The organism is Thiohalomonas denitrificans (genome assembly GCF_016841685.1).
GTDB classification, from domain to species: Bacteria; Pseudomonadota; Gammaproteobacteria; order Thiohalomonadales; family Thiohalomonadaceae; genus Thiohalomonas; species Thiohalomonas denitrificans_A.
The window spans coordinates 24,045-46,663 of sequence record NZ_JAENYR010000023.1 but is presented as its reverse complement, the minus strand read 5'-3'; the positions used below and the strand labels follow the sequence as shown (position 1 = coordinate 46,663).

The window sequence follows — 22,619 nt, the reverse complement described above, 5'->3', positions numbered from 1 at the left end:
GATCCATTTTGAGCCATGCTTCTGTCCTCTGGATTCCCGCCTACGCGGGAATGACGGAGGGGGTGAGTAGTTACCCTCTGTGTTCTCTGTGGCTGATCCGTTTTGGGGTTTAGTCTAAATCCCGTACGCCTTGCGCAGCAGGCTCATCGGGTGCTCGGTCTCGCTGCCGTCGGCCATGCCGTGGGCGATGTGGTGCCCCGCCATCGGACAGTCGCTCCCGTAATGGTCCGCTTCGGCCTTCTTCACCCGGTTCACCACCGGCCGGACAATCTTCATCGAGGCCTGGTGAAACTCCTCCTTGACTGCATAAGTACCGTCATGGCCCGAGCAACGTTCGATCATTTCCACCTTGGTACCGGGGATCAACTGCAGGATATCGCGGGTTTTGGGCCCCACATTCTGCACACGCTGATGACAGGCGCTGTGATAGGCCACCGTACCCAGTGGATTCCTGAATTCCGTGTTGAGATTGCCTTCCCGCTGACGGTGCATCAGATATTCGAAGGGATCGAAAATGGCCGCCGCCACCTTTTTCACGGCCTCATCATCGGGAAACATCAACGGCAGCTCCTGTCGGAACATGAGTGCACAGGAGGGCACCGGTGCGACGATATCCCAACCCTCATCCACCAGCCGGACGAGTATCGGAATATTAGCCTGTTTGGCCTTCTCGACCGCCTCGAGATCGCCCAGCTCCAGCTTGGGCATGCCGCAGCACCGCTCCTTCTCGGCCATGGTCACGGGGATACCGTTATGCTCGAACACCGCAACCAGATCTTCACCAATCACCGGTTCATTGCGATTGCCGTAGCAGGTAGCAAACAGGGCCACCCTGCCTTTGGTGGGGCCGGCCGGCTCACCTTCGGCCGTGCGGCCGATACTATCCGCGAGTCGGGAGCGAAGCGTCTTCGAGTGGTATTCGGGCAGCCGGGCATCGGCATGGACGCCGAGAACCGATTGCAGCAATTTACGGGTGGGCTTCGCCTTGTTGGCCGCGTTGACGAACCCCGCCACCACCGGAATACCCGCCAGGCTACCCACCGCATCGGTACTGGTGAGGATTCGGTCACGGGTTTTGACGTCACCCTTTCCGAATTTGACCGCCTTGGCGCGGAGCATCAAGTGCGGAAAATCGATATTCCACTCGTGTGGAGGCACATAGGGACACTTGGTCATGTAGCAGAGGTCACACAGATAGCAGTGATCGACCACCTTCCAGTAGTCATCCTTCGCCACACCATCCACTTCCATCGTGTCCGACTCGTCTACCAGATCGAACAGGGTGGGAAAGCTTTGACAGAGGCTCACGCAGCGCCTGCACCCGTGACAGAGATCGAACACGCGCTCCATCTCCTGAAACAGGTTTCCCTCGTCGTAGAATCCAGCCCCCTTCCAATCCAGCGGATGCCGGGTCGGCGCCTTCAGGTTGCCTTCTTTTACAGACTCGGTGGGTGCAGACATTCTGTTTACTCCTCACGTGCATTCGAGAGGCGCACCGGAGCCGAAAGGGCTCCGGTGCACATTATCAGCCTTCCAGATTATCCAGGGCTTTCTGGAAGCGGTTGGCGTGCGAACGCTCCGCCTTGGCCAGGGTTTCGAACCAATCGGCGATTTCATCGAAACCTTCATCACGGGCGGTTTTGGCCATGCCCGGGTACATGTCGGTGTACTCGTGGGTCTCGCCGGCAACCGCCGTCTTCAGGTTCGCGTCGGTGGCACCGAAGGCCATTCCCGTTGCCGGATCGCCGCACTCCTCCAGGTACTCCAGGTGGCCATGGGCATGGCCGGTTTCACCTTCTGCCGTGGAGCGGAACACGGTGGCAACATCGTTGAAGCCTTCGATATCGGCCTTGGAAGCGAAATAGAGATAGCGACGGTTGGCCTGGGACTCGCCTGCAAAGGCCTCTTTGAGATGCTCTTCAGTCTTACTGCCTTTCAGTTCCATATTGCTCTCCTTGTTATCGGGTAACTGCTCGCCCGGGCGATCGCACACGGCCCAGGAAATCCGTCATCCCCGCGTAGGCGGGGATCCATTTTGAGCCATGCTTCTGTTCTCTGGATTCCCGCCTACGCGGGAATGACGGAGGTGGTGAGTAGTTACGTTATCGGTTAAATAATCCGCATGGGCAATATGGAATATAGAATGAGTCTAAAAATATTGCAATCGAATGTTCCGATGGGTTTGATAGGCTGTGCCTATGATTGAAATGAGGGGGCCCGCCAAGCCGGCAGGGGCCAGGCTGGCAGGGTTAGAGGCTGGTGGCGACGGACTCGCGAATCACTTCCCCGATGGCAGCGAAACTCTCCTCCCGGTAACTCCCCTTGCGGTAAAGAAGCCCGATGCGCCGGGTAGGTTCCGGCTCCTCAAAGGGGATATAACGAATCGGTCCCTCATGGTTTCGCTCCCGCAGGGTGGCGAGCTTCGGCATCAGCGTGATGCCGATCCCCTCGGCGGCCATTTGTCGCAGGGTCTCCAAACTGGTCCCCCGAAATCCCCGATGCTCGCGGGCGCCTGCGGTCAGGCAGACATCGAGCGCCTGGCCTCGCATGCAGTGCCCCTCCTCCAGCAGCATCACCTCAAGGCCCTCCAGCAGATCGAGAGACGCCCGCTCACGCTTGGCGAGCGGGTCATCTTCGGCCACGGTCAAGAGAAAGGGCTCGCGAAAAAGGTCACTTTCGACGAACTCGTCGGTTTCCACGGGCAACGCAAGCAGCAGCAGTTCCAGCTCCGCATCACGCAATTTCTGAAGCAAAACGGCCGTTTGGTGCTCGTGAAGGAAAAGTTTGAGAGCCGGATAACGGCGCCGCAGATGCGGTATGAACAGCGGCAGCAGATAAGGCGCCACGGTGGGGATTACGCCCATGTGCAGGTCGCCCTCCATCGGATTTCGGAAGCCGGCGGCCAACTCTCGGATGGTGCGTGTTTCCGCGAGGACCCGGCGGGCCTGCCCGGCAATCGCCAGACCCGCTTCCGTCATAGCGATCTTTCGGCCGCTGCGCTCTACCAGCGAGACATTCAGCTCACCCTCGAGCTTCTTGACCTGCCCGCTGAGGGTCGGTTGACTCACGTAGCAGCGGTCCGCGGCACGCTGGAAATGGCGCTCCTCATCCAGTGCCACCAGATATTCAAGATCCCGCAGATTCATCGACCACACCCATAGGAAAGTTCGACGTAACTGCTCGCCCGGGTGATCACGCATGGCCCGGGAAATCCGTCAATAGGCGGGGATCCATTTTGAGCCATGCTTCTGTCCTCTGGATCCCCGCCTACGCGGGGATGACGGGCATTGATAGGAATTACAGCCTCACCCGCCAACCCTGGATCCCCGCCTACGCGGGGATGACGGAGGGGGTGAGTAGTTACGGTTCGACACTAAACAATCTTACCGATAAGGCCGTGCTCCGTATACGGGATGCACCTTTAAGGGCACTTCTATAAATTCGAAGGGCACTTCTATAAATTCGTCACTCCCGCGAAAGCGGGAGCCCAGCCGTTGATTTTACTGGGCTCCCGCTTTCGCGGGAGTGACGAAAAATGAATTTTTAGAGGTTCTCTTAACCAGGATAATTAGGAACGTGCAGTGCCGGTGCGTTTCATCCATGGAGTGGAGTCATGAATCAAAGGCGCCTGTCCTCCGTAGGAGCCAAACCTCCCAATCCGACCGGCTGTGCGTTCAGTCAACCGCAGAGCAGATCCGGTTACGTCCGCTCTGCTTGGCCGCATACATGGCCCCGTCAGCAGCCCGGAGGAGTTCATTATCGGTTGTGCCGTGGATCGGATAAGCGGCGACACCGATGCTGGCGGTTAGCGTCTGATTCATGCCAGGAACCCCAAGGGGTTTCTCGTTCAGCGAGACGCGCAGCCGTTCAGCAAGTGCCATAGCAGCCTCGATCGGAGTTTCCGGAAGCACCAGCAGAAATTCTTCGCCGCCATAGCGCACCACAGTATCGGTACGGCGGGCGTGCTCGTTCAGGCGTGTCGCGAACGCCTTCAGCACCGCATCGCCTGTCCGGTGGCCGTAGGTGTCGTTCACCACCTTGAAGTGATCGATATCCACCATCAGTAGGGTGAGGAAATGCTGATAACGCTCCGCGCGCTCGATTTCCTGCACCAGACACCGCTCCAGTTCAACCCGATTGACCAAACCCGTCAACGCGTCGTGCGTGGCCTGATATCGGAGTTCATCGCGAAGCCGCTTACGCTCGGTGATGTCCTGAAAAACAACGACTACCCCGGCAATCCGCCCTTCCCGCACCATCGGCGCGGCCGCATAGGACACGGGCAGCCGGGAGCCGTCGTTGCGGATAAACGTGTCTTCCTCCACTCGTTGGGTCCGCCCCTCGACCAAGGCCCTTTGAACACCGCACTCCTTCAATCGAACCGGTTCCCGTTGATGGCGGTGGATGAGCTGATGGATATTTTTGTTCATCAACTCCGCCGATGACCAACCGAGCAGGCGTTCCGCCTCCGGGTTCATGAACAGCAAAAGGCCATTGGAGTCCAACAGCAGCAGCCCTTCCGCCGCCGTGCCGGCCACCTCCATGAGGCGATATTCGCTCTCACGCAACCGTTTCAGTTCGCGTACCGCGTCCCGTTCCCTATAAGCGCTCCGATACGCATACCATCCCAGCAGCACTCCCCAGACGGAAAAAAGCGGCAAAATGCTCCACCACCAGCCCGGTTCAAGCGGACCCAGCCGCTGCTGCAGCCAATGGGGGCCCCCAAGCACCATAAACGACACTTCAAAAAGGATCCCCAGGACCACTACCCACAGCAGGTCACTAACGGCACGCCTCAAGGCCTCCTCCCGCCTGCATCGCTCATTCTCCCTGTGCCCTACTCACTCATTACCGTTTAACTAGCACAACCATGGGTCTTGCGGGGCTTACGATCGATCTCCAGGTCGTTGTTGTCAGGAGTTACGGCACGTTATAACATAACATTTTTTAGCCGCCCCGAATCAATGCATCGCTTCGCGGATACACCCCGACACAGCCCCTCACGCTGCCACCGTGGCTGGGCGGTACTGCTGTTCGCGTTGGCGCTGCTCGGGGCGCAGTCCTGGCTTTTCGGCCATGAACTGGAACACCTCTCCAGCGGCTCCGATGAAGCCGCTTGTGAAATCTGCCTGGTGGGCGGCGGTCTGGCGCACACCCATTCCACTACCCCTTCCCCTCTTTCCTTTCCACGTCTATCCGGCGTCGCCCCGAAAGCAGCGACGCAGACACCCCTGATTGTGCGGTGGATTTCCGGTTACCAAGGCCGCGCACCACCGGCGCACGGTTCATAACCGGAAACCGATCATTTTATCACCAGGGGAATACCATGAACGACAGAACGCTTATCAGCGCCGCCATTGCTGCGGCGCTGGCACTACCGGTGGGTGCTCACGCCGAGGCCGACATCACCGGCATCAAACGCATACTCGAACAGATGCGAACCGACTATGAAGAGCGCATCGCCGAGCTCGAAGCGCAGCAAGCGTATAAAGCTTCCCGCGCCGACGAACGGCCAAGCTATGGTGCAGTGACTTCGGGCACGAAATTCAACCCGCAAATTTCACTGATCCTGAACGGCAACTACTACGCCGACAGCATCGACGGCGAAGGCGCGAAGCGGTTTGGCGCTGCCGACGGTATTCACGATGCCCACGGGCATGATGATGGCCATGGTCACGAACATGGTGGCTCCGAGCAGGGCTTCAATCTCGGCGACACCGAGCTGGTCTTCTCGGCCACGGTCGATCCCTACTTCGACGCAACCGCCAACCTGGCCATCTCCTCCGATGGCGATGTAGAGCTGGAGGAAGCATGGCTGCAGACCCGCGGCCTGCCGGCGGGACTGAAGGTGAAGGCGGGCAAGTTTTTCTCCGATATCGGTTACGCCAACAATCAGCACCCCCACCAGTGGGATTTCGTCGACCAGAACCTGGCCTACCTCAATCTGCTGGGCGACCACGGCCTTCGGGATACCGGGGCGCAGGTCACCTGGCTACCCGACTGGAACACCTACACCCTGTTCGGACTGGAGCTGCTGCAGGGCGAGCAGGAAAAACTGGGGGCGCTCGTCGAAGAGGGCGACCCATTGAATCTCGATGACGAGGAGAGGGGGCCGCGTCTGGCCACCGCCTTCGTAAAGGTCTCCCCAGAGCTGGGCTACAACCACGCCCTGCAACTCGGCGGCTGGAGCGCCTGGGCGGGCCAACATCAGGAAGAACACGAGGAACCGGTGGAGCATGCCCTGGAAGGCGATGCCTCGATGTGGGGTCTGGATAGCATCTACAAGTACGATGCCGGGCGCGGCTACGGTGCCGGCGACATCAAGCTCCAGGCCGAGTACCTGTGGCAACGCAAGGAACTGCATGTGGCCTACCACGAATCCAATGCTTCGATAGTCGGTGCCGAGCGCCGCTTCACGGAGGACGGCTTCTATCTCCAGGGGCTCTACGGCATTGCCCCGCGCTGGCAGGCGGGACTGCGCTACGACCGGGTAGGCGTGTTCGAAAACCGGAAGGAGAGCGGCGGAGCCACCCTGGACGAGTATGACGACTCCAGCCGCTGGACGGCCGCCCTCAGCTGGACGCCCAGTGAATTCTCACAGCTGCGCCTGCAATACTCCAGGGCCGACATGAGCGTGGAACAGGAGCGGGAGACCTTCGATACCGTCTACCTGCAGTACACGATGAGCCTGGGTGCCCACGGTGCCCATACCTTTTAGAGAGGAGTATGGCCATGCCACGACGCAAAATACCAATCCTTGTACTGCCCCTTCTGGCCCTATTCCTGCTCGGCGGTACCCACGCACAAACCCTGAATGTGGTCGCTACCAGCTCCTCCATGGGCGCTCTGGTGCGGGAGGTGGGGGCCGATCACACTCGCCTGACGGTACTGGCACCGCCGGACCGGGACATCCACCACCTGCAGGCCCGCCCGAGCATGATTCGGGATCTGCGCCGCGCGGATCTGGTGGTCGCCATCGGTGCGGAACTGGAGACCGGCTGGCTGCCGGTCGCCCTCCGGCAGGCGGCGAATCCGGCAATCCTGCCCGGCCGCCGCGGCTATTTTGAAGCTGCAGCACAAGTTCCCCTGGATGGCGCCGGGGCTTCTGCCGATCGGGCTCATGGTGATGTACACCCCACCGGCAACCCCCATGTAAACATGGATCCACTGCGCATGGCCGACATCGCCCAAGCGCTCGCCGAGCGACTCGCGGAACTGACGCCGAACCACACAGAGGAATTCCGCCAGCGAGCCGCAGCATTCATTCGGGAAATAAACCAGCATCTGCCGGGGTGGAAGGCTGCGGTAGCGGATGCGCCCGGTGCCCTGCTCTATCACAGGGATGCCGATTACCTGTTCGCCCGTCTGGGTGTGCCCATCCTGGGCTACATAGAGCCGGTCCCCGGCGTTCCTCCCACGGCCCGACATATCCGCAAGCTGTCAGAGCGGCTCTCGGACAGGGACGGGATGGTGATCCATGCGCCCTATTATTCATCCCGCGCCCCCGAAAAGCTGGCGCAAACCCTGGGCTGGAAACGGGTCAGCCTGACTACCGAACCGCCCCTGGAGGCGGACGGCAAAGGCTATCTGGCCCATATCGAGCGCTGGGTGGTGGCGCTCGCGGCAAACCGGCCGTGACCCGACCACTGCTCATGGCCGAAGCTCTGACGGCAGGCTACGGCGGACCGGTTTCCGGCCCGCTGTCGTTTACCCTCGCCCGCGGCGAAGTGGTCGGACTCTGGGGGCCGAACGGCTCCGGTAAATCGACCCTTCTCAAATCCCTGGTCGGCGGCGCCCGGATCTTTTCCGGCACGCTGTACAAGGCGAACGGACTGAACCTTGCTTTCCAGGACCAGCGACCGGTTCGCCGGGAGGAGATGCCGTTCACCGGCCGGGAGTACCTGCACTATGCCGGGGCCGATCGAGAATCACCACCCGAACGGCTCAGGTCCTGGCTCAACCGGCGTATCGATGAATTGAGCGGCGGGCAATTTCAATTGCTGAGTGTCTGGGCTGCGCTTGGGGGCCACGCCGACCTGGTCCTGCTGGACGAACCCACCAACAATTTGGATCCGAAAAGCGAAAGCCTCCTCATCGAAATCCTGCGTGCAGAGTCGAAACACCGCACGGTCCTGCTCGTCAGCCATGAACGTGAATTTCTCAGGGCAGCGTGCAGTCGCGTACTGGAGCTGAAGCCATGAATCCCGACGCACTGATCGATCCCCTGTTTCAGATCCCCTTTCTGGTCGGTCTGATCCTTGCCGCAGTGCTCCCGTTGATCGGCGTACTGCTGCGCCTGCGCAATGAGTGGCTGGCGGCACTCGGGCTCGCCCACTTGGCGGGCGCCAGTGCCCTGGCGGGACTCGCATTCGGTATTCCGGCGGTAGCGGGCGGGCCGATGGGGGCCGCCGCAGGCGCTCTGTTGAAAACCTTCGGCCGCATTCAAGGCAATACCATTTACGCCGCCATGATCCTGGTAGGCTGGAGCACCACCCTGCTCCTCGCCGCCAACACCACCCTCGGCAGTTCAATGGGACACGCCCTCGTCGAAGGGCAACTCTACTTTGCCGGCACCGCGCAGTTGGTGGCCGCATCACTCCTGATGCTATTGACCATCGCCCTGCTTCCCAAGCTGATGCCACACCTGATTCGAACGGAATTCTTCCCCGGCCAGGGGCAAGCCAACCATCGGTTCGCCTGGCGCTGGCATTTGGGATTTGATCTGCTGGTAGCAGTGGGAATGGCCGTCGGCACGGGGACCGTTGGCCTCATGGGCGCATTCGCCCTGGTCTTCCTCCCTCCCTGGTTAGCCTTCCGAACCGCGCCAAGCTGGCGTGGCACACTGATCATCGCGCTGGTAACCGGCACCCTCGGATACCTGATCGCCTTTGCCCTCGCCCTCTATTTCGATCAGCCCTTCGGACCGGCATTAGTGGCGCTCCTTCTGATCGGGATGGCATTGGTCGAAACGGCCCGAGGCCGTTCAATATAGGCAACCTTCTTATGCGTCGCCTCGCTGCCAACTTCTTCAACATCTTGGCCACCCGACCGAATCCGATGGACACCTGAATGCAGTTGGCGGTGAGAACGAAGTCGCCAAGCGAACCAGGATGACGAAATCGCTTCAGGATCATTAAAACGAAAACGGGTTCGGGGGACGGCAAACATGTTCGATGCAATGGAAAAGACCTGATTTCCATTGGACAAACACGATTTCAATGAGCCATTCTTCTCTATATGGATCTTTTCCAGTCAAAAAACGCATTTTGTTCAAGAAAAATTTTCTTTTTGCCTGCGTTTTGTCACACAATATCCGCGCCCATGATAAAACCGATTAGGGAGTAAGCAATGGCAGCAAAGAAAAAGAGTGCAAAGAGAGCGGTAGCAAAGAAAACGGTTGCACCGAAACGCAAAGCCGCGCCGGCTGTTTCCGCATCGGCTGAAATGGCACAGGCTCTACAGGCGTATACCGCCGCTGAAAAGACTGCTGATCAGGCCGAACGTCAGAGCGAAAAAGCCGAGCAGATGCTGGACAAGGTGAAGGCCCGCCTGGAAACGGCTCGTGCCAAGGCGAAGACACCCAACCAGGCTAGCGTAGTCAACGCCCGCAACGCTGTTCAGTCACGCCGTGCGGAAGTCCAGGAAGCCAAAGCGGCCGCCAGGCAGGCGGCACAGGAACTCCGCATCGCCAAGGGCCGACTCGACGCGGTGCGTAAGGTTGAAGACAAGCTGGAACAGCAGCGTCAACGGGAAGTAACCAAAGCACTGCGGGATTTCGACAAGAAAGCCGCTGCTACTCGCAAAAAAGGAACTGCAAAGAAAAAGACCTCGCGTCGAAAGAAAACTGCTCCCAAGACGTCATAAACCGCAAAGGCTGCATAGGGGGTGCGACCGAGGCTTCACGCAGGCAACGGTCGCCCCCTCCCCACCTCCCGCCCCTCGAATTTCCCATCACCTTTCCAACGACGCCCGGCTATTTTCCAAAGATCGGTCGCAGATCAATCCGGCACACCCGTAGCTAAGTTGGGTTCGTTTTTCGAATCACTTCAGCAGTCGAGTCAGGTCGGCCGCCATCTGTTCGACCGAATCGCCAGGGCGAAATAGCAACCGCGCTGCGCCGTTTTGGTCGAAGACATAGACGCCGCTCGAGTGGGTTACCTCGTAAAAACCATCCGCATCGGCCTCACCGTAGCTGAAGGTAGTGCGGTAACGGCGACTCAGCGCTCGCAATCGGTCCGGTGTGCTGGTAGCGGCGATGATCTCTGCCTCGAAATAACCGGCGAACGTAGCCAGCGTTGTCGGGCTATCTCGCTGCGGGTCGACCGAAACGAAGAGTATCTGCACCGCTTCGACCTGGCTCGCGGGCAGGCGCCGCTTGAGTGCGGCGAGTTGTGCGAGGTTGGTCGGACAGATGTCCGGGCAGGACGTATAGCCGAAGAGCAACAGCACGACTCGACCCTGCAGGTCCGCCTCGGACAAGCTCTCGCCATTGACAGCCGATAACTGAAACTCGAGCGATGGCATCAGTCCGGAGATATCCCTGGTCTGCCAGGGCTCGCTATTACAGCTGGCCACAAGGAGCGTCAGCAACACTGCGCGCAACCAAAAAAGCCCGTATCGCCACCGACCCGATGGGTCTTGTTTTCGTTGTGAGATTTGCGGCTCGCAAGTCACCGTCTGATCACCTTTCTCCCCCTTGTGCTCCGTGATCTCCGTGGCGCTCTTGACGAATTCGGCCGAGTGCCACCGACTCGTTATCGCCTGCCCTCTCGTGCGAACCGTCGCCCAGCTGCCGGGCCAGAAGAATCAGTACGCCCGCCATGCTCATCATCACCGCCGGTACCCAGATGATCAGTCCGCCCAGCTGCTGATCGTCCATGGGTGCAATCGGAAACGCCCGCCCGCACACATCGTAGACATCAAACAGCGACTGTTCGCTAAACGCGAGAGTAGCGCCAATCAGCATTTGCGGCGGAATGATCAACGTCAGCAGCAATACGCGGCTACCGAAGGTCAGATGGGGTGTCGCACCGGCCGGATTGCGGGCAAAGACCAGCCACCAGAACAGCAGCCCGTCCAGAGCCATGCTCCAGTTCATGATCCAGTAGAGACGGCGGCTCAGCATGGCATCGAAGTGAACGCCCGGTATCAGCCAGAAGGCGATGAGGCCGACAAACAGCGTGCCGGCCAGCCACGGGTTCTGGAAACCTCGATAGAGCTTCGCCACGAAACCTTTGGCGTGCCGATGCGCACTGCCGGATATACGGCAATCCGGAAGCGCAGCCGCCAGCACCGGCCCCGGTGCCGACAGGGCAACCAGAAAAGGGGCCAGGTGATGCAGCACCAGGTGCTGGCCGCGATGCGCAAAGAAGAGGTATTGGGAATAGTAATCAAAGTGTGTCTGCGTCACTGCGTAGAACAGAGCCACACCCGCAACAAAACTGATCGCCCGCCAGCGTCCGGGTGATCCCCCCCTGGCCAAACCGATGCCGTACATCAGAACCGCGCCCCCGATTCCCACCAGAATCAGTGGCGAGGCCTCCCAGGGAAAGAGCAGTTCGATGAAACCGTCCATGGCTTAAGGGCACTTCTATTCATCCAACGCGGATTCTGTTGGGTCCAAAATCGCCGAGGCCAAGGCGCGCTGCGCAGGCAAGGCTAGCTCCCTTGTCAAGCAGCGCAACGCCGGGATCGGCGATTTTGGGCCCAACCCTTCGGGCTCGGGACCGTTTTGCCCGCTGGACTGCGTTACAGCTCGCTCATGTGAAGCAATCACACATCACTCGCTGCGCCTTGCCAGCGGACAAAACGGCCGCGAGCAGAACCGTGTTGGATGAATAGAAGTGCCCTTCATTCGGCTATCCATGCACTTCAGGTGTACTTGGGGCGCTGGCGATTGGTAAGGCCTCGGTGTTGCAATATGCGCCGCGGCACGCACATCTGGTTATACGCGAGAAATCCCTCTTCTGCCTGCCCCGCCAGTTCCAGACCGGAAGGTCGCAGCCCCTTGGCGTGGTTGCGAATCGACTGCTCTTTGCCGGTGTCCAGGATCCAGCGTACCAGCGACGTATGTGGCTCGCTGGCGGCAACGCTTATGATGCCGGAATAGAGCAGCCCCAGTGTAACCAGCAGCTGAGCCGCCAACAGCATCAGCGCCCCTGCCAGATACTTCACCCGGACCTCCTTTTCCGAATGCGGGTACCCCGAAGCCTAGCAGGCGGCTCCCGGCAGCTGGCAGGCTACCCTCGGGAAGCGGGATTGAAGAATGCCCGGGCCGGGTATTCAGATGTGAAGGGCTGGAGACCTTCAGGCGAGTGAAAATCCGTACCTTGGGAGGTGTGTACGAGTCAGAACGGGCGCTCACGCTCCTCGATGCTGATATGCACTTCAGCTATGCGGGGAAGATATTGGCTCGGCATGTAGATTTTCTTGCCGGCTTCAGCGGCCTCACCCCGGCCCACCGTTACCAGGTCCTGGACATCATAGAGTGACTCTCCGTTTTCATCCACGAAAACGACCGAGAGATCGGCGTCGTAAGGAACCTCACACTCATTTTCGATGACGGCATGCCAGGATACGGAGGAGGCAACCTCACGCTCATCCACCTCGAAGCCGCTCTCGATAACGTGCAGGCATGCAGCCTGCGTGCCGCCCGAGAGAATCATCATCAAAATCGCTCCAATTAGCTGGCGCATAGCCACTCCGGTACGTTGTTTGCGTTGTTTAGAATAGCGGGACATCCGCTTCCATGGTCTGAACCTGTGCAATGGTTATACCAGTCGGGCAACAGAGCGCTAACGGCGGACCGGCGTCCCTTCAAAGCGGGATCCAGGCTTGCGTTGACCACCAAAAAAACGTGTATCAATATGACCCATGCGCCAATTTAAGACCATTATTCCGATACCCCGCTCCGGCATCGTGTCTCTGCGTGCCGCGCTGGTCGGGGCCGTACTGCTCCCCTTCCTTACCACAACGGCAATGACCGCCTGGTACAGCGTCGACTACCTCGAGAAACGCACAGAATCGCGCATGCAAGAGGACATTGAACTGGTAGCCCGCGCCATCCGTCTCCCGCTCAGCCATGCTCTGGAGCGGGGATATGAGCGCACCGTCCAGCGCGCCCTGGATTCGGCCTTCAGTATCGATCGGGTCTATGGCGTCTACGTTTACGACCGCGATGGTCATCCGCTCGCCAGGAGCGGACCCCGGGATGCCCCGATCGGCACCGACCGGGCCGCCCGAATTGCCAGTCGCGGGGAGACCCAGGGCGAGTTCCGGCAGGCGGGAAGTGAAGAGGTATTCTCCTATTTCGTGCCGCTGCCGGACAGCGGCGGACGCATCGCCGGATTACTGCAGGTAACCCGCCGGGGCAGCGACTTCGACAGCTATATCCAATCCGTTCGCACCCATACACTCACCGTAGTAGCCCTCTCCGGCTTCTCTCTGGTGCTAATCATTTTCTTCGGGCACCGCTGGACGGTGGGACGTCACCTTTCCGCCATCGAAGACGGTTTGGGCCGCATTCGCAATGGCGATTTCAACCATCGGCTCCCGCTAAGGGGCCCCCGGGAGCTTCGTATGCTCGCCGCTGCGGTCAATCGAATGGCCAGCGCCATCCTCCGCTCCCATCGGGAGCTTTCGGAACAGCAGCAGCGCGAAGCCGAACTGGAAGAACGCCTGCATCAGTCGGAAAAAATGGCCGCCGTCGGGCAACTTGCCGCCGGTGTTGCCCATGAACTCGGCAGCCCCCTGAGTACCATCGATGGCAAGGCGCAACGGCTGCTGCGCAAGGGCGACCTTCCGCAACCCGTAGCCGCGGCAATGCACACCATTCGGAGGGAAGCGGGACGCATGGAGCGAATCATCCGTCAGCTACTCGACTTCGGCCGCTCCAACCCGTTGCACCGCCGTCGGATCCCCGCCGACAAGCCCCTGCAGACAACCCTGAAGCAGGCCGCTTCCGAGGCGGCGGAGCGCGGAATCCGTGTTGTCTTCGACAAGCCCCCCGAGGGGCCGGAGATTGCGGTCGACTCCATCCGGCTGCAACAGGCCCTTGGCAACCTTATCAACAACGCGCTACAAGTAGCCCGCGAATTCGTCCGGGTTGCGCTGGAGTGGCATTCTGAAACCGTTCACTACGTGATCGATGATGATGGGCCGGGCATTCCCCCGGAATTGCGCACCCAGGTCTTCGAACCGTTTTTCACCACCAAGCGCGTCGGGGAAGGGACTGGATTGGGTTTGGCAGTGGCGCATGCCGCCGCCCGCGACCACGGTGGCCACATCAACATCGAAACCAATGCATCGGGAGGCGCCCGGCTGCGCCTGATTCTCCCCCGCACCGATATGGAGACCACTCAATGAATCCGGAAAAGATCGCCATTCTGGTTGTCGAAGATGATGCCGCTTTGCGCGAACTGATTCGCGAGGAACTGGAGGATGCGGGCTATCGGATAACGGAAGCCCCCGACGTTCCGACGGCCCTGCAGCGCATTGACGAGCTTTCACCCGACCTGGTGATCAGCGATCTGCGTCTGCCGGGGGAAGGCGGAATGGCACTGCTTGACCGGGTACGTGACCGCCCGGTCGCACCCGGATTCATCATCATCACCGCCTTCGGGACGGTGGAGCAGGCAGTGGCTGCCCTCAAGCGCGGCGCCGATGATTTCCTCACCAAGCCGCTCAAGCTGGATCACCTTCGACTCTGCGTGGAGCGGACGCTGGAGCGGCGCGAATTGCGGCGGCAGATTGAACACTACCAAAGCGTGCTCGAGAAGGGTGATTTCCATGGTCTGATCGGCCGGAGCAGGCCGATGCGGAATCTCTTCGAAAAGATCCGCCGCATTGCCCACGCCTCCGGCCCCGCGCTGCTGTTCGGGGAAAGCGGGGTGGGCAAGGAGCTGGTGGCCCGTGCACTTCACGAAGAGAGCGAACGCCGACACCGGCCCTTCGTGGCGGTCAATTGTGCCGGCATACCCGCCGACCTGTTGGAGAGCGAACTGTTCGGGCATGCCGCCGGGGCCTTTACCGGCGCCCAGAAGGCACGCAAGGGACTATTCGCCGAGGCGGAGGGTGGTTCGATATTGCTGGACGAGATCGGCGAGATGCCTGCGATGATGCAGTCCAAGCTGCTGCGCATTCTCGAGGACGGACAGCTCCGGCCCGTCGGGGTCGACCGTGAGACCCGCCTTGATGTACGGGTGATTGCAGCCACCAACCGTAATCTGGAAACCGAGATCGCGGAAGGACGCTTCCGCGCGGATCTCTTCTATCGCCTCGAGACCTTTGCGCTGGAGGTGCCTCCCTTGCGGGAGAGAGAAGACGATATCGATCTGCTCACCGCCCATTTCATCTCCCGTTTTGGAGCTGATTCGAATCCTCCGGTCGATGCAATCAGCTCGGCTGCCATGGCCCGCCTTCGTGCTCATCCGTTCCCGGGCAATGTACGGGAGCTCTCCAATGCCATAGAACGCGCGGTCGCCTTCCGCAGCAAGGGAGAGATCGATGTAGGGGACCTGCCCGAGCGCATCGGGCATCGCAATCCCGACCGTGCCCCTGACGACTCCGGCGCCATCCCCGGCCTTGGGAATGAGTCGCTGGCTTCCCTGCGCGAGGTGGAGCGGCATTACGTCCACCATGTGCTCGACCGGCTCGGAGGTAACAAACGCCGTGCCGCCCACCAGCTGGGCATCGGTCGTCGCACTCTCTATCGTTACCTCGAAGAGGACGGATGACCACATGGTCGACTCCTCTCGCTACATGTATCGTATCGGCACATATTATTCCGGGGTCCCCCGGTCTGAACCGGCACCAGACGCGGCAATTCATCCGGCACGCACTTTGCAACCCTTTCCAGCGTACTCATTGACACATGGAGATTCTGAATGCATAAGCCAAAAGCAATGAAATGGTTCATGGCTGTATCCGCAGCCACCCTGTTCACCGTGGCTTCCCCCGTACTGGCCCAGCAGGCGCCGGATGCCCCGCCCCCGGCCGGGCAAGCGGCCGAAACGCCCGATGATGCCACGCTCGAGACATTCTCCGATGCGTTCGGGAAAGTGATGAACCTGCAACAGGACTTTGCCAGTCAACTCGAAGGCATCGAGTCCGACGAAGAGGCTCGGGCAATGCAACAGCAGGTTCAGAAGCAGATGGTCGAAGCCGTTCAGCAGAGCGGTATGAGTGTGGAGGAATACAACAACGTTGCCACTCAGCTCGACCAGAACCCGGCGTTGCGGGAAAAGGTGATGGGCATGGTTGATTCTGCCCAGTAGGAGCCTCTCCGGGAATAGCGATCGTCACGAGGGCAAGACTGATTGAGTCAGATTTTTCGGTCATTTGAGGCGAATAGGTGGTTCTATTTAACGAAAATGGGCGGGGAATCTGGCCAATCAGGCTCGGCCGCACGGCTCCATGGATGGAGGAGTTAGAGCGAAGCCGGATGCCAGAGCCGAGTAGGTCCGTCTATTCTCGGACAGGCTCCTGGCCGTCTCCGGGTAGTCCCGATCGGCTGCGAAAAGCGGATTCGGCCTGATTTCCCGATCCTTTTTGTGAGTAGCCAAGGTTATTCATCTCGAGTGACCGAAAAATCCGACTCGTTCCCCGCCTCTCCTCGCTACGATCGCCTGAGTCCCGCAGGCTGCTAACAGCTGGAACGAAGGGCCGGCACTTCCGGCCCTTCGTGTTTTAAGATACGATTCACATCAGGCCGTGACCGCGACCAGCGTTACAGCGGTAGGTTCGCGGCCAGATACAGGGATACCGCTTCTATACTGCATTGGAAATTTCGAACCCCGACTTTTCAAAATAAAACAGTAAAAATCAGAGGAACTACTCACCCCCTCCGTCATTCCCTGTCACCCCCGCGTAGGCCGGGGGGGAAGGCGGGAATCCAGAGAACAGAAGCATGGCTCAAAATGGATCCCCGCCTACGCGGGGATGACGGATTTCCCGGGCCGTGCGCGATCACCCGGGCGAGCAGTTACAAATCAGAAAGCCAGTCCACGGCTTCGGGTTTCGGGACCGTCCTGGCAGTCAGGATTGTTCCACGGGCGCGGGAATTCAATGGTCGCCGTTACATCGTCGGGAACGGCACAGCGTTAAACGAAAAGAATTCCGCGCGCGATTTCCGCGCCTCAATTTGCTGACCTCCTAGTTCACGCCCTCCAGGGCTTTTGGTTGGAAATCTGCACTGCCAATGTTTCTCGTTTGGATCATCCTGCTCCCGCTGCTCGGTGCTGCGCTATCCCCTCTGGCTGCGCAGCGTGGTCGAGGTGTCGCGGCGTGGTCGGCCGGCAGCGCCAGCGGGCTTGCCCTGGCGCTGACGCTTTGGCAGGCACTGCCGCTCACCGCTGACTCCGAAGCTCACATCAGCTGGTCCTGGATACCGCAACTGGGGCTGAACCTTTCATTACGTCTGGACGGGCTTGCGCTGCTTTTCGTAATTTTGGTACTGGCCATCGGCTTGCTGGTAATTCTCTACGCCCATTATTACCTGCCGAAATCCGACCGTTTGGGGCGCTTTTATGCCCTGCTTTTGCTGTTCCAGACCGCCATGCTGGGAATAGTACTGTCCGACAATCTGTTGCTCCTGCTCCTATTTTGGGAGCTAACCAGCCTGAGCTCTTTTCTGCTCATCGCATATCATCCGCACTCGTCCGAGGCCCGCAAAGGGGCCAGAACATCCCTTATCGTTACTGCCGCAGGTGGCCTGGCGCTGATGGCCGGGCTGCTGCTGCTGGGGCATATCGCCGGCAGCTTCGAATTGTCGACGGTCCTCGCCTCCGGCGATCGGGTACGGGAACATGAACTCTACTTCCCGACTCTCCTGCTCATCTTGTTGGGGGCATTCACAAAGTCGGCCCAGTTCCCACTGCATTTTTGGCTGCCCAAAGCCATGGCAGCGCCGACGCCGGTATCCGCCTATCTGCACTCAGCCACCATGGTAAAGGCCGGGGTGTTCCTGCTGGCCCGTCTCTTTCCGGTCCTGGCAGAAACCGAGGCGTGGTTCTACCTGGTCGGCGGCGTGGGCTTGACCACCCTGCTGTTCGGGGCCTATACCGCCCTTTTCAAGCACGACCTGAAAGGGCTCCTGGCCTATTCCACAATCAGCCACCTGGGCCTGATCACACTTCTGTTTGGTCTGGGTACGCCCCTTGGGGCAGTGGCAGGGCTTTTCCATGTGGTCAATCACGCCATTTTCAAAGCCTCCCTGTTCATGGCAGCAGGCATCATTGATCACGAGACCGGCACCCGCGATATGCGACGCATCAACGGCCTCTGGAAATACATGCCCTATACCGCCACCCTGGCGATGGTCGCCGCAGCGGCGATGGCGGGTGTTCCCCTGCTGAATGGCTTTCTCAGCAAGGAGATGTTTTTCGCCGAAACCGTTCACCACGAGTGGCTGGGTGCATTGGACTGGCTTCTACCCACGGCCGCCACTCTGGCCGGGGTCTTCTCGGTGGCCTATTCGGTACGCTTTATCCACGATGTCTTCTTCAACGGCGAACCCATCAATTTGCCGCGCTCCCCGCGCGAGCCGGGACACAGGATCCGAATACCGGTAGAAGTGCTGGTGGCACTTTGCATAGTGGTAGGAGTAATGCCCGGACAGACCGTGCGGGGTCTGCTCGATGCAGCGGTAACGGGTGTTTTGGGTGAGGTACCCTACTACAGCCTGGCGCTGTGGCACGGCTTCTCTTTGCCGATGCTAATGAGCCTGGTCGCTCTTACCGGGGGGGTAGTCGTCTATGTCTTGCGCTACCAGCTTTTCAAGCTCCATGATCGCTGGTTGCCACGCGTCAGCAGCGAAGATCTTTTTTACCGGTTCTCAAGGGGAATACTGCGGCTGGCCCGCCGTTTTATGCAAAGCTTCGACAACAGATCGCTACAGCGATATCTCGCCTGGTTGATCGCTGTTGCTGCGATCACGGCCGCGGCGCCACTGACGAACGGTGTCATCCTGCACGGCGGCGCTGATCTCATGCCGATCGATGGAGTCAGCCTCGCTGCCGCTCTGATTCTGGCCGTTGCAGCCATCGCGACCGTGAGAATGCGCCACCAACGGATCACTGCGCTCATCATGACCAGCCTGGTCGGGCTTATCGTCACGCTGACCTTCGTCCATTTCTCGGCCCCGGACCTGGCGCTGACCCAACTCTCGGTCGAGGTAGTGACCACTATCCTGCTCCTGCTTGTGCTCTATTTCCTTCCGGGAGGAGAACGACTGGAGATCTCACCGCTACGTCGAGTGCGGGATCTGCTGTTGGCCGGCTCCAGCGGATTGGTCGTCGCGCTGCTCGCTTTTGGAGTAATGACCCGCTCTCATACTCCGATTTCGGAGTTTTTCCTGGAGAATGCAAAGCCGCTTGGGGGTGGCAGCAATGTCGTCAACGTCATTCTGGTCGACTTCCGCGGCTTCGATACCCTGGGCGAGATCACGGTGCTTGCTATCGCCGCCGCCGGAATCTTCATGCTGCTTCGCGGTCTGCATCTTCCGCTGCCCGAGCACGGTTTCGGCCGGCGGCAGTGGGCGGTCGATGTCCATCCGCTGATCATGGCGGCTGTCTCCCGCCCCCTTCTGCCGCTTGCCCTTCTTGTGTCGCTGTTCCTGTTGTTGCGCGGTCATAACGCCCCTGGCGGCGGATTTATCGCTGGACTGGTGGCCGGCACCGCCCTGATCCTGCAACACTTGGCCAGCGGCCTGCAGTGGACCCAGCAACGGATGAAGCGTCGCTACTTCACCCTCATTGGCGGCGGCGTGCTGTTGGCTTCGGCCACCGGACTCGCCTCCCTGCTCTTTGGACGGCCGTTCCTCACCTCGGCGGTACTGCATCTGGAGCTGCCCCTCATCGGAGAGGTAGAGCTGGCGAGTGCCATGGCCTTCGATATCGGTGTGTTCCTGACCGTGGTGGGAACCGTGATCCTGATTCTGGAAAACCTGGGACGCCTCAGCACACAACAGTCGGCACAACCGCCTACCGAACCGGAGGAGATGCGCTGATGGAAATCCTGCTGGCTTCGGTTATCGGCCTGCTGGTCGCCTGCGGCGTCTATCTGGTGCTGCGCGCGCGCAGCTTTTCGGTGGTCCTTGGCATCGTATTGATCTCCTATGCAACGAATCTTTTCCTGTTTATGTCCGGTCGGCTGGTGACCAACCGACCGCCCCTGATCACCGAAGGCGGCCCCTACACCGACCCCCTGCCCCAGGCATTGGTGCTTACCGCCATCGTCATCGGCTTTGCCATGACCGCTTTCGTGCTGGTACTCGCCCTGCGCGCCCGCGGCGAATTGGGCACCGACCGGGTGGACGGCCCGCGCCGTGGAGAGAAACAGTGAGTGAGATGCTGATTCTACCCATCGTCGTGCCACTGCTGGCTGGAGCGCTGCTGCTGGTAGGCGCCCCACGAAAACTGCACTGGCATCGCGCGATCAGCACAGGCGCTACCGTGCTGATGCTGATTATTGCCGTGCGCCTGCTCCTGCATAGCGGTGACGGCAGCGTCGAAGCCTATCTGGTGGGCAACTGGCCGGCCCCGTTCGGCATCGTACTGGTGCTGGATCGGCTGGCTGCACTGATGCTATTGCTGACGGCCATTTTGGCCGCCGGGGCTCTGGCCTACGGCATGCTCGGGACCGACCGCACCGCTCCCGGTTTTCATGCCCTGTTCATGTTCCAGCTGTTGGGCCTGAACGGTGCCTTTCTTACCGGCGACCTGTTCAACCTTTTCGTCTTCTTCGAGATCCTGCTGCTGGCCTCCTACGGATTACTGCTCCATGGTGGCGGCGCGGCGCGCACCCGCGCAGGCCTGCACTATGTCGTGATAAACCTGGTGGGCTCTTCACTGTTCCTCATCGCCCTCGGACTCATCTACGGAGTCACCGGAACGCTGAACATGGCGCATCTCACGGAACGGCTCGCCACGCTCGACGCCAGTGATGTGCCACTCGCAAGCGCGGGCGCTCTGCTGCTGCTGGTGGTTTTCGGGCTCAAGGCCGCGATACTGCCGCTACATTTCTGGCTGCCCCATGCCTACGGCAATGCCAGCGCACCGGTGGCCGCCCTGTTTGCCATAATGACCAAGGTCGGCGTCTACGCGATCGTACGGGTATTCGAACTCGTTTTCGGCTACGGCGATGGTCCACTGGCTGATGTGGCCGGTCCGTGGCTACTCCCGGCAGCCCTGTTGACCCTGGCCGTTGGCACCATCGGAGTGGTCACCAGCCGCGATTTGCGGAAAATGGTGGGTTATCTGATCATCGTCTCGGTCGGCATGCTGCTTGTGGGCATCGGCCTCGGTACCGAGACCGGCCTGACTGGCGCTCTCTATTATCTGATTCATACCACTCTGGTGACCAGCGGCCTCTTCCTGCTTGCCGATGTGATCGCCCGGGGACGCCCCCAGGGAAGCCGAATCGTGGTGGGTCCGCGCCCACCCGACAGCGCCCTGATAGGTGTTTTGTTCCTGGTGGGCGCGATTGCCATCGCCGGCATGCCTCCACTTAGCGGTCTTATCGGGAAGTTGCTGATCCTCTCCGCCGCACAGACATCTGCCTGGGCAGTCTGGATCTGGGGGACCATCCTCGGCTCAAGTCTTTTCGTGCTGGTGGGATTAACACGCGCCGGCTCCTCACTATTCTGGCAGGGCGACCCGGTCAGCAGTCATAGCCGGGGAGCCCTGCACATACTGCCGGCCGCACTGCTGCTCAGCGCCAGCCCGTTGCTGGTGGCCTTCGGAGGCACCGTTTCGGGATTCGCCGAGGCGACCGCCCTGCAGGCGCTCAATGGAACGGCCTATGTGGAGGCCGTTCTCGGACTGTCCCCCACTGTCCCCGGGATCCCGCAGGTGACATTGCCATGAGTCGCTGGATGCCGCACCCGCTGATGAGTCTGACCCTGGCGCTTGTCTGGCTATTGCTGGCGAACGACTTCGGGCTTGGGCAGTTGCTGCTGGGGCTGCTGTTTGGGCTCCTCATCCCACACTTCACCAGCGCCTTTTGGCCCGAACACCCGCGCTTGCGCCGACCTCTGCTACTGACCCGCTATTTGCTGTCACTGGCAAAGGATATCATCACGGCCAACCTTCAAGTGGCACGCCTGGTACTGGGCCCCCGTGACCGGCTGCGTCCGGCGTTCATCCAATATGAGCTGGAATTGACCGACGAGTTTGCTATTACCGTGCTCGCCAGCACGGTATCGCTGACCCCTGGTACGGTTTCCGCCGACCTCAGCATCGACCGGCGAACTCTGCTCATCCATAGCCTCGACGTATCCGATCGGGATGCCCTCTGTCATCAAATTCGCACGCGCTACGAAGCGCCGCTGAAGGAGATCTTCAGATGATCCTGCAGACCTCAATCGTCATCGCCTTTGCGATGATGAGCCTGGCCATGCTACTGAATCTGTGGCGTCTGGTACGTGGGCCCGACACGCCGGATCGCATCCTCGCGCTCGACACGCTGTTCATCAACACCATAGCGCTGCTGGTGCTGGGCGGCATTCACTTCGACAGCAATGTCTATTTCGAAGCGGCACTGGTACTGGCCATGATGGGCTTCATCGGTACCGCCGCCTTTTGCAAATACCTGTTACGCGGCGACATCATTGAATAGGTGAT

At 60.2% G+C, this 22,619-nt stretch carries 22 protein-coding genes; 14 read left to right on the top strand and 8 right to left on the bottom strand.

The genetic code is table 11. The annotated features are described in order from the left end of the window. Positions 1-114: 114 nt before the first annotated feature. From Q7L05_RS07105 to Q7L05_RS07090, 4 genes are all read right to left on the bottom strand, one after another. Positions 115-1,461, bottom strand: a complete 1,347-nt coding sequence (locus Q7L05_RS07105) for a heterodisulfide reductase-related iron-sulfur binding cluster (protein WP_303904027.1) — start codon at positions 1,459-1,461, stop codon at positions 115-117. Positions 1,462-1,525: 64 nt separating this feature from the next. Further along, positions 1,526-1,945, bottom strand: a complete 420-nt coding sequence (locus Q7L05_RS07100) for a rubrerythrin family protein (protein WP_092994260.1) — start codon at positions 1,943-1,945, stop codon at positions 1,526-1,528. 304 nt (positions 1,946-2,249) lie between these two features. Next, positions 2,250-3,146, bottom strand: a complete 897-nt coding sequence (gene oxyR / locus Q7L05_RS07095) for a DNA-binding transcriptional regulator OxyR (protein WP_411293324.1) — start codon at positions 3,144-3,146, stop codon at positions 2,250-2,252. Positions 3,147-3,674: 528 nt separating this feature from the next. Further along, on the bottom strand, positions 3,675-4,799 hold the full coding sequence (locus Q7L05_RS07090; RefSeq protein ID WP_303904018.1) for a GGDEF domain-containing protein: 1,125 nt from the start codon (positions 4,797-4,799) through the stop codon (positions 3,675-3,677). 165 nt (positions 4,800-4,964) lie between these two features. Here Q7L05_RS07090 and Q7L05_RS07085 point away from each other — a divergent pair, with 165 nt between their 5' ends. The 6 genes from Q7L05_RS07085 (at position 4,965) to Q7L05_RS07060 (ending at position 9,864) form a co-directional block, all read left to right on the top strand. Then, complete coding sequence (locus tag Q7L05_RS07085; protein ID WP_303904015.1) at positions 4,965-5,291, top strand: hypothetical protein; 327 nt, start codon at positions 4,965-4,967, stop codon at positions 5,289-5,291. Between the two features lie 35 nt (positions 5,292-5,326). Continuing rightward, the gene (locus Q7L05_RS07080; protein WP_303904013.1) at positions 5,327-6,718 is read left to right on the top strand and encodes a TonB-dependent receptor; all 1,392 of its coding nucleotides are present in this window, start codon (positions 5,327-5,329) and stop codon (positions 6,716-6,718) included. A 14-nt stretch (positions 6,719-6,732) separates the two neighbouring features. After that, entirely contained in the window at positions 6,733-7,638 is a 906-nt protein-coding gene (locus Q7L05_RS07075; RefSeq protein ID WP_303904010.1) for a metal ABC transporter substrate-binding protein, read from the top strand. Continuing rightward, positions 7,635-8,201 carry an ATP-binding cassette domain-containing protein gene (locus tag Q7L05_RS07070; protein WP_303904008.1) on the top strand — a complete coding sequence of 189 codons (567 nt, stop codon included), beginning with the start codon at positions 7,635-7,637 and terminating at the stop codon, positions 8,199-8,201. The genes Q7L05_RS07075 and Q7L05_RS07070 overlap by 4 nt, the downstream gene beginning before the upstream one ends. Then, the gene (locus tag Q7L05_RS07065) at positions 8,198-8,992 is read left to right on the top strand and encodes a metal ABC transporter permease (protein WP_303904005.1); all 795 of its coding nucleotides are present in this window, start codon (positions 8,198-8,200) and stop codon (positions 8,990-8,992) included. Before Q7L05_RS07070 ends, Q7L05_RS07065 begins: the two co-directional genes overlap by 4 nt. Positions 8,993-9,348: 356 nt before the next feature. Beyond that, on the top strand, positions 9,349-9,864 hold the full coding sequence (locus tag Q7L05_RS07060) for a hypothetical protein (protein ID WP_303904002.1): 516 nt from the start codon (positions 9,349-9,351) through the stop codon (positions 9,862-9,864). 177 nt (positions 9,865-10,041) lie between these two features. On the opposite strand, the gene Q7L05_RS07055 is transcribed toward Q7L05_RS07060, so the two are convergent. From Q7L05_RS07055 to Q7L05_RS07040, 4 genes are all read right to left on the bottom strand, one after another. Then, complete coding sequence (locus tag Q7L05_RS07055) at positions 10,042-10,593, bottom strand: SCO family protein (protein WP_303903999.1); 552 nt, start codon at positions 10,591-10,593, stop codon at positions 10,042-10,044. 88 nt (positions 10,594-10,681) lie between these two features. Further along, complete coding sequence (locus Q7L05_RS07050) at positions 10,682-11,575, bottom strand: cytochrome c oxidase assembly protein (protein WP_303903996.1); 894 nt, start codon at positions 11,573-11,575, stop codon at positions 10,682-10,684. Between the two features lie 296 nt (positions 11,576-11,871). Further along, entirely contained in the window at positions 11,872-12,174 is a 303-nt protein-coding gene (locus Q7L05_RS07045; protein WP_303903993.1) for a hypothetical protein, read from the bottom strand. 173 nt (positions 12,175-12,347) lie between these two features. Continuing rightward, the gene (locus Q7L05_RS07040; protein WP_303903990.1) at positions 12,348-12,695 is read right to left on the bottom strand and encodes a hypothetical protein; all 348 of its coding nucleotides are present in this window, start codon (positions 12,693-12,695) and stop codon (positions 12,348-12,350) included. Between the two features lie 178 nt (positions 12,696-12,873). Between Q7L05_RS07040 and Q7L05_RS07035 the strand changes: the two genes are divergently transcribed. The 8 genes from Q7L05_RS07035 to Q7L05_RS07000 all read left to right on the top strand — a co-directional run bounded on the left by Q7L05_RS07035 (position 12,874) and on the right by Q7L05_RS07000 (position 22,614). Then, complete coding sequence (locus Q7L05_RS07035; RefSeq protein ID WP_303903987.1) at positions 12,874-14,364, top strand: ATP-binding protein; 1,491 nt, start codon at positions 12,874-12,876, stop codon at positions 14,362-14,364. Next, positions 14,361-15,734, top strand: coding sequence for a sigma-54-dependent transcriptional regulator (locus Q7L05_RS07030; protein WP_303903985.1), 1,374 nt, complete (start codon positions 14,361-14,363; stop codon positions 15,732-15,734). The genes Q7L05_RS07035 and Q7L05_RS07030 overlap by 4 nt, the downstream gene beginning before the upstream one ends. A gap of 180 nt (positions 15,735-15,914) precedes the next feature. Continuing rightward, a complete protein-coding gene (locus tag Q7L05_RS07025) occupies positions 15,915-16,274 on the top strand; it encodes a DUF4168 domain-containing protein (protein WP_303903981.1) in 360 nt (119 codons plus the stop codon). A gap of 923 nt (positions 16,275-17,197) precedes the next feature. Then, entirely contained in the window at positions 17,198-20,005 is a 2,808-nt protein-coding gene (locus Q7L05_RS07020) for a monovalent cation/H+ antiporter subunit A (RefSeq protein WP_303903978.1), read from the top strand. Continuing rightward, entirely contained in the window at positions 20,005-20,340 is a 336-nt protein-coding gene (locus Q7L05_RS07015) for a Na+/H+ antiporter subunit C (protein WP_303903975.1), read from the top strand. The genes Q7L05_RS07020 and Q7L05_RS07015 overlap by 1 nt, the downstream gene beginning before the upstream one ends. After that, positions 20,337-21,863, top strand: coding sequence for a monovalent cation/H+ antiporter subunit D (locus Q7L05_RS07010; RefSeq protein WP_303903972.1), 1,527 nt, complete (start codon positions 20,337-20,339; stop codon positions 21,861-21,863). The genes Q7L05_RS07015 and Q7L05_RS07010 overlap by 4 nt, the downstream gene beginning before the upstream one ends. Continuing rightward, positions 21,860-22,345 carry a Na+/H+ antiporter subunit E gene (locus Q7L05_RS07005; RefSeq protein ID WP_303903970.1) on the top strand — a complete coding sequence of 162 codons (486 nt, stop codon included), beginning with the start codon at positions 21,860-21,862 and terminating at the stop codon, positions 22,343-22,345. The genes Q7L05_RS07010 and Q7L05_RS07005 overlap by 4 nt, the downstream gene beginning before the upstream one ends. Further along, on the top strand, positions 22,342-22,614 hold the full coding sequence (locus tag Q7L05_RS07000; RefSeq protein WP_411293323.1) for a K+/H+ antiporter subunit F: 273 nt from the start codon (positions 22,342-22,344) through the stop codon (positions 22,612-22,614). The genes Q7L05_RS07005 and Q7L05_RS07000 overlap by 4 nt, the downstream gene beginning before the upstream one ends. Positions 22,615-22,619 lie beyond the last annotated feature (5 nt).

Coding starts and splice junctions, on each gene's coding strand:
- Q7L05_RS07100 (WP_092994260.1), bottom strand. CDS start 1,945: ATGGAACTGAAAGGCAGTAAGACTGAAGAGCATCTCAAAGAGGCCTTT.
- Q7L05_RS07040 (WP_303903990.1), bottom strand. CDS start 12,695: ATGCGCCAGCTAATTGGAGCGATTTTGATGATGATTCTCTCGGGCGGC.
- Q7L05_RS07050 (WP_303903996.1), bottom strand. CDS start 11,575: ATGGACGGTTTCATCGAACTGCTCTTTCCCTGGGAGGCCTCGCCACTG.
- Q7L05_RS07005 (WP_303903970.1), top strand. CDS start 21,860: ATGAGTCGCTGGATGCCGCACCCGCTGATGAGTCTGACCCTGGCGCTT.
- Q7L05_RS07065 (WP_303904005.1), top strand. CDS start 8,198: ATGAATCCCGACGCACTGATCGATCCCCTGTTTCAGATCCCCTTTCTG.
- Q7L05_RS07000 (WP_411293323.1), top strand. CDS start 22,342: ATGATCCTGCAGACCTCAATCGTCATCGCCTTTGCGATGATGAGCCTG.
- Q7L05_RS07025 (WP_303903981.1), top strand. CDS start 15,915: ATGGCTGTATCCGCAGCCACCCTGTTCACCGTGGCTTCCCCCGTACTG.
- oxyR (WP_411293324.1), bottom strand. CDS start 3,146: ATGAATCTGCGGGATCTTGAATATCTGGTGGCACTGGATGAGGAGCGC.
- Q7L05_RS07080 (WP_303904013.1), top strand. CDS start 5,327: ATGAACGACAGAACGCTTATCAGCGCCGCCATTGCTGCGGCGCTGGCA.
- Q7L05_RS07035 (WP_303903987.1), top strand. CDS start 12,874: ATGCGCCAATTTAAGACCATTATTCCGATACCCCGCTCCGGCATCGTG.
- Q7L05_RS07060 (WP_303904002.1), top strand. CDS start 9,349: ATGGCAGCAAAGAAAAAGAGTGCAAAGAGAGCGGTAGCAAAGAAAACG.
- Q7L05_RS07015 (WP_303903975.1), top strand. CDS start 20,005: ATGGAAATCCTGCTGGCTTCGGTTATCGGCCTGCTGGTCGCCTGCGGC.
- Q7L05_RS07085 (WP_303904015.1), top strand. CDS start 4,965: ATGCATCGCTTCGCGGATACACCCCGACACAGCCCCTCACGCTGCCAC.
- Q7L05_RS07030 (WP_303903985.1), top strand. CDS start 14,361: ATGAATCCGGAAAAGATCGCCATTCTGGTTGTCGAAGATGATGCCGCT.
- Q7L05_RS07020 (WP_303903978.1), top strand. CDS start 17,198: ATGTTTCTCGTTTGGATCATCCTGCTCCCGCTGCTCGGTGCTGCGCTA.
- Q7L05_RS07105 (WP_303904027.1), bottom strand. CDS start 1,461: ATGTCTGCACCCACCGAGTCTGTAAAAGAAGGCAACCTGAAGGCGCCG.
- Q7L05_RS07075 (WP_303904010.1), top strand. CDS start 6,733: ATGCCACGACGCAAAATACCAATCCTTGTACTGCCCCTTCTGGCCCTA.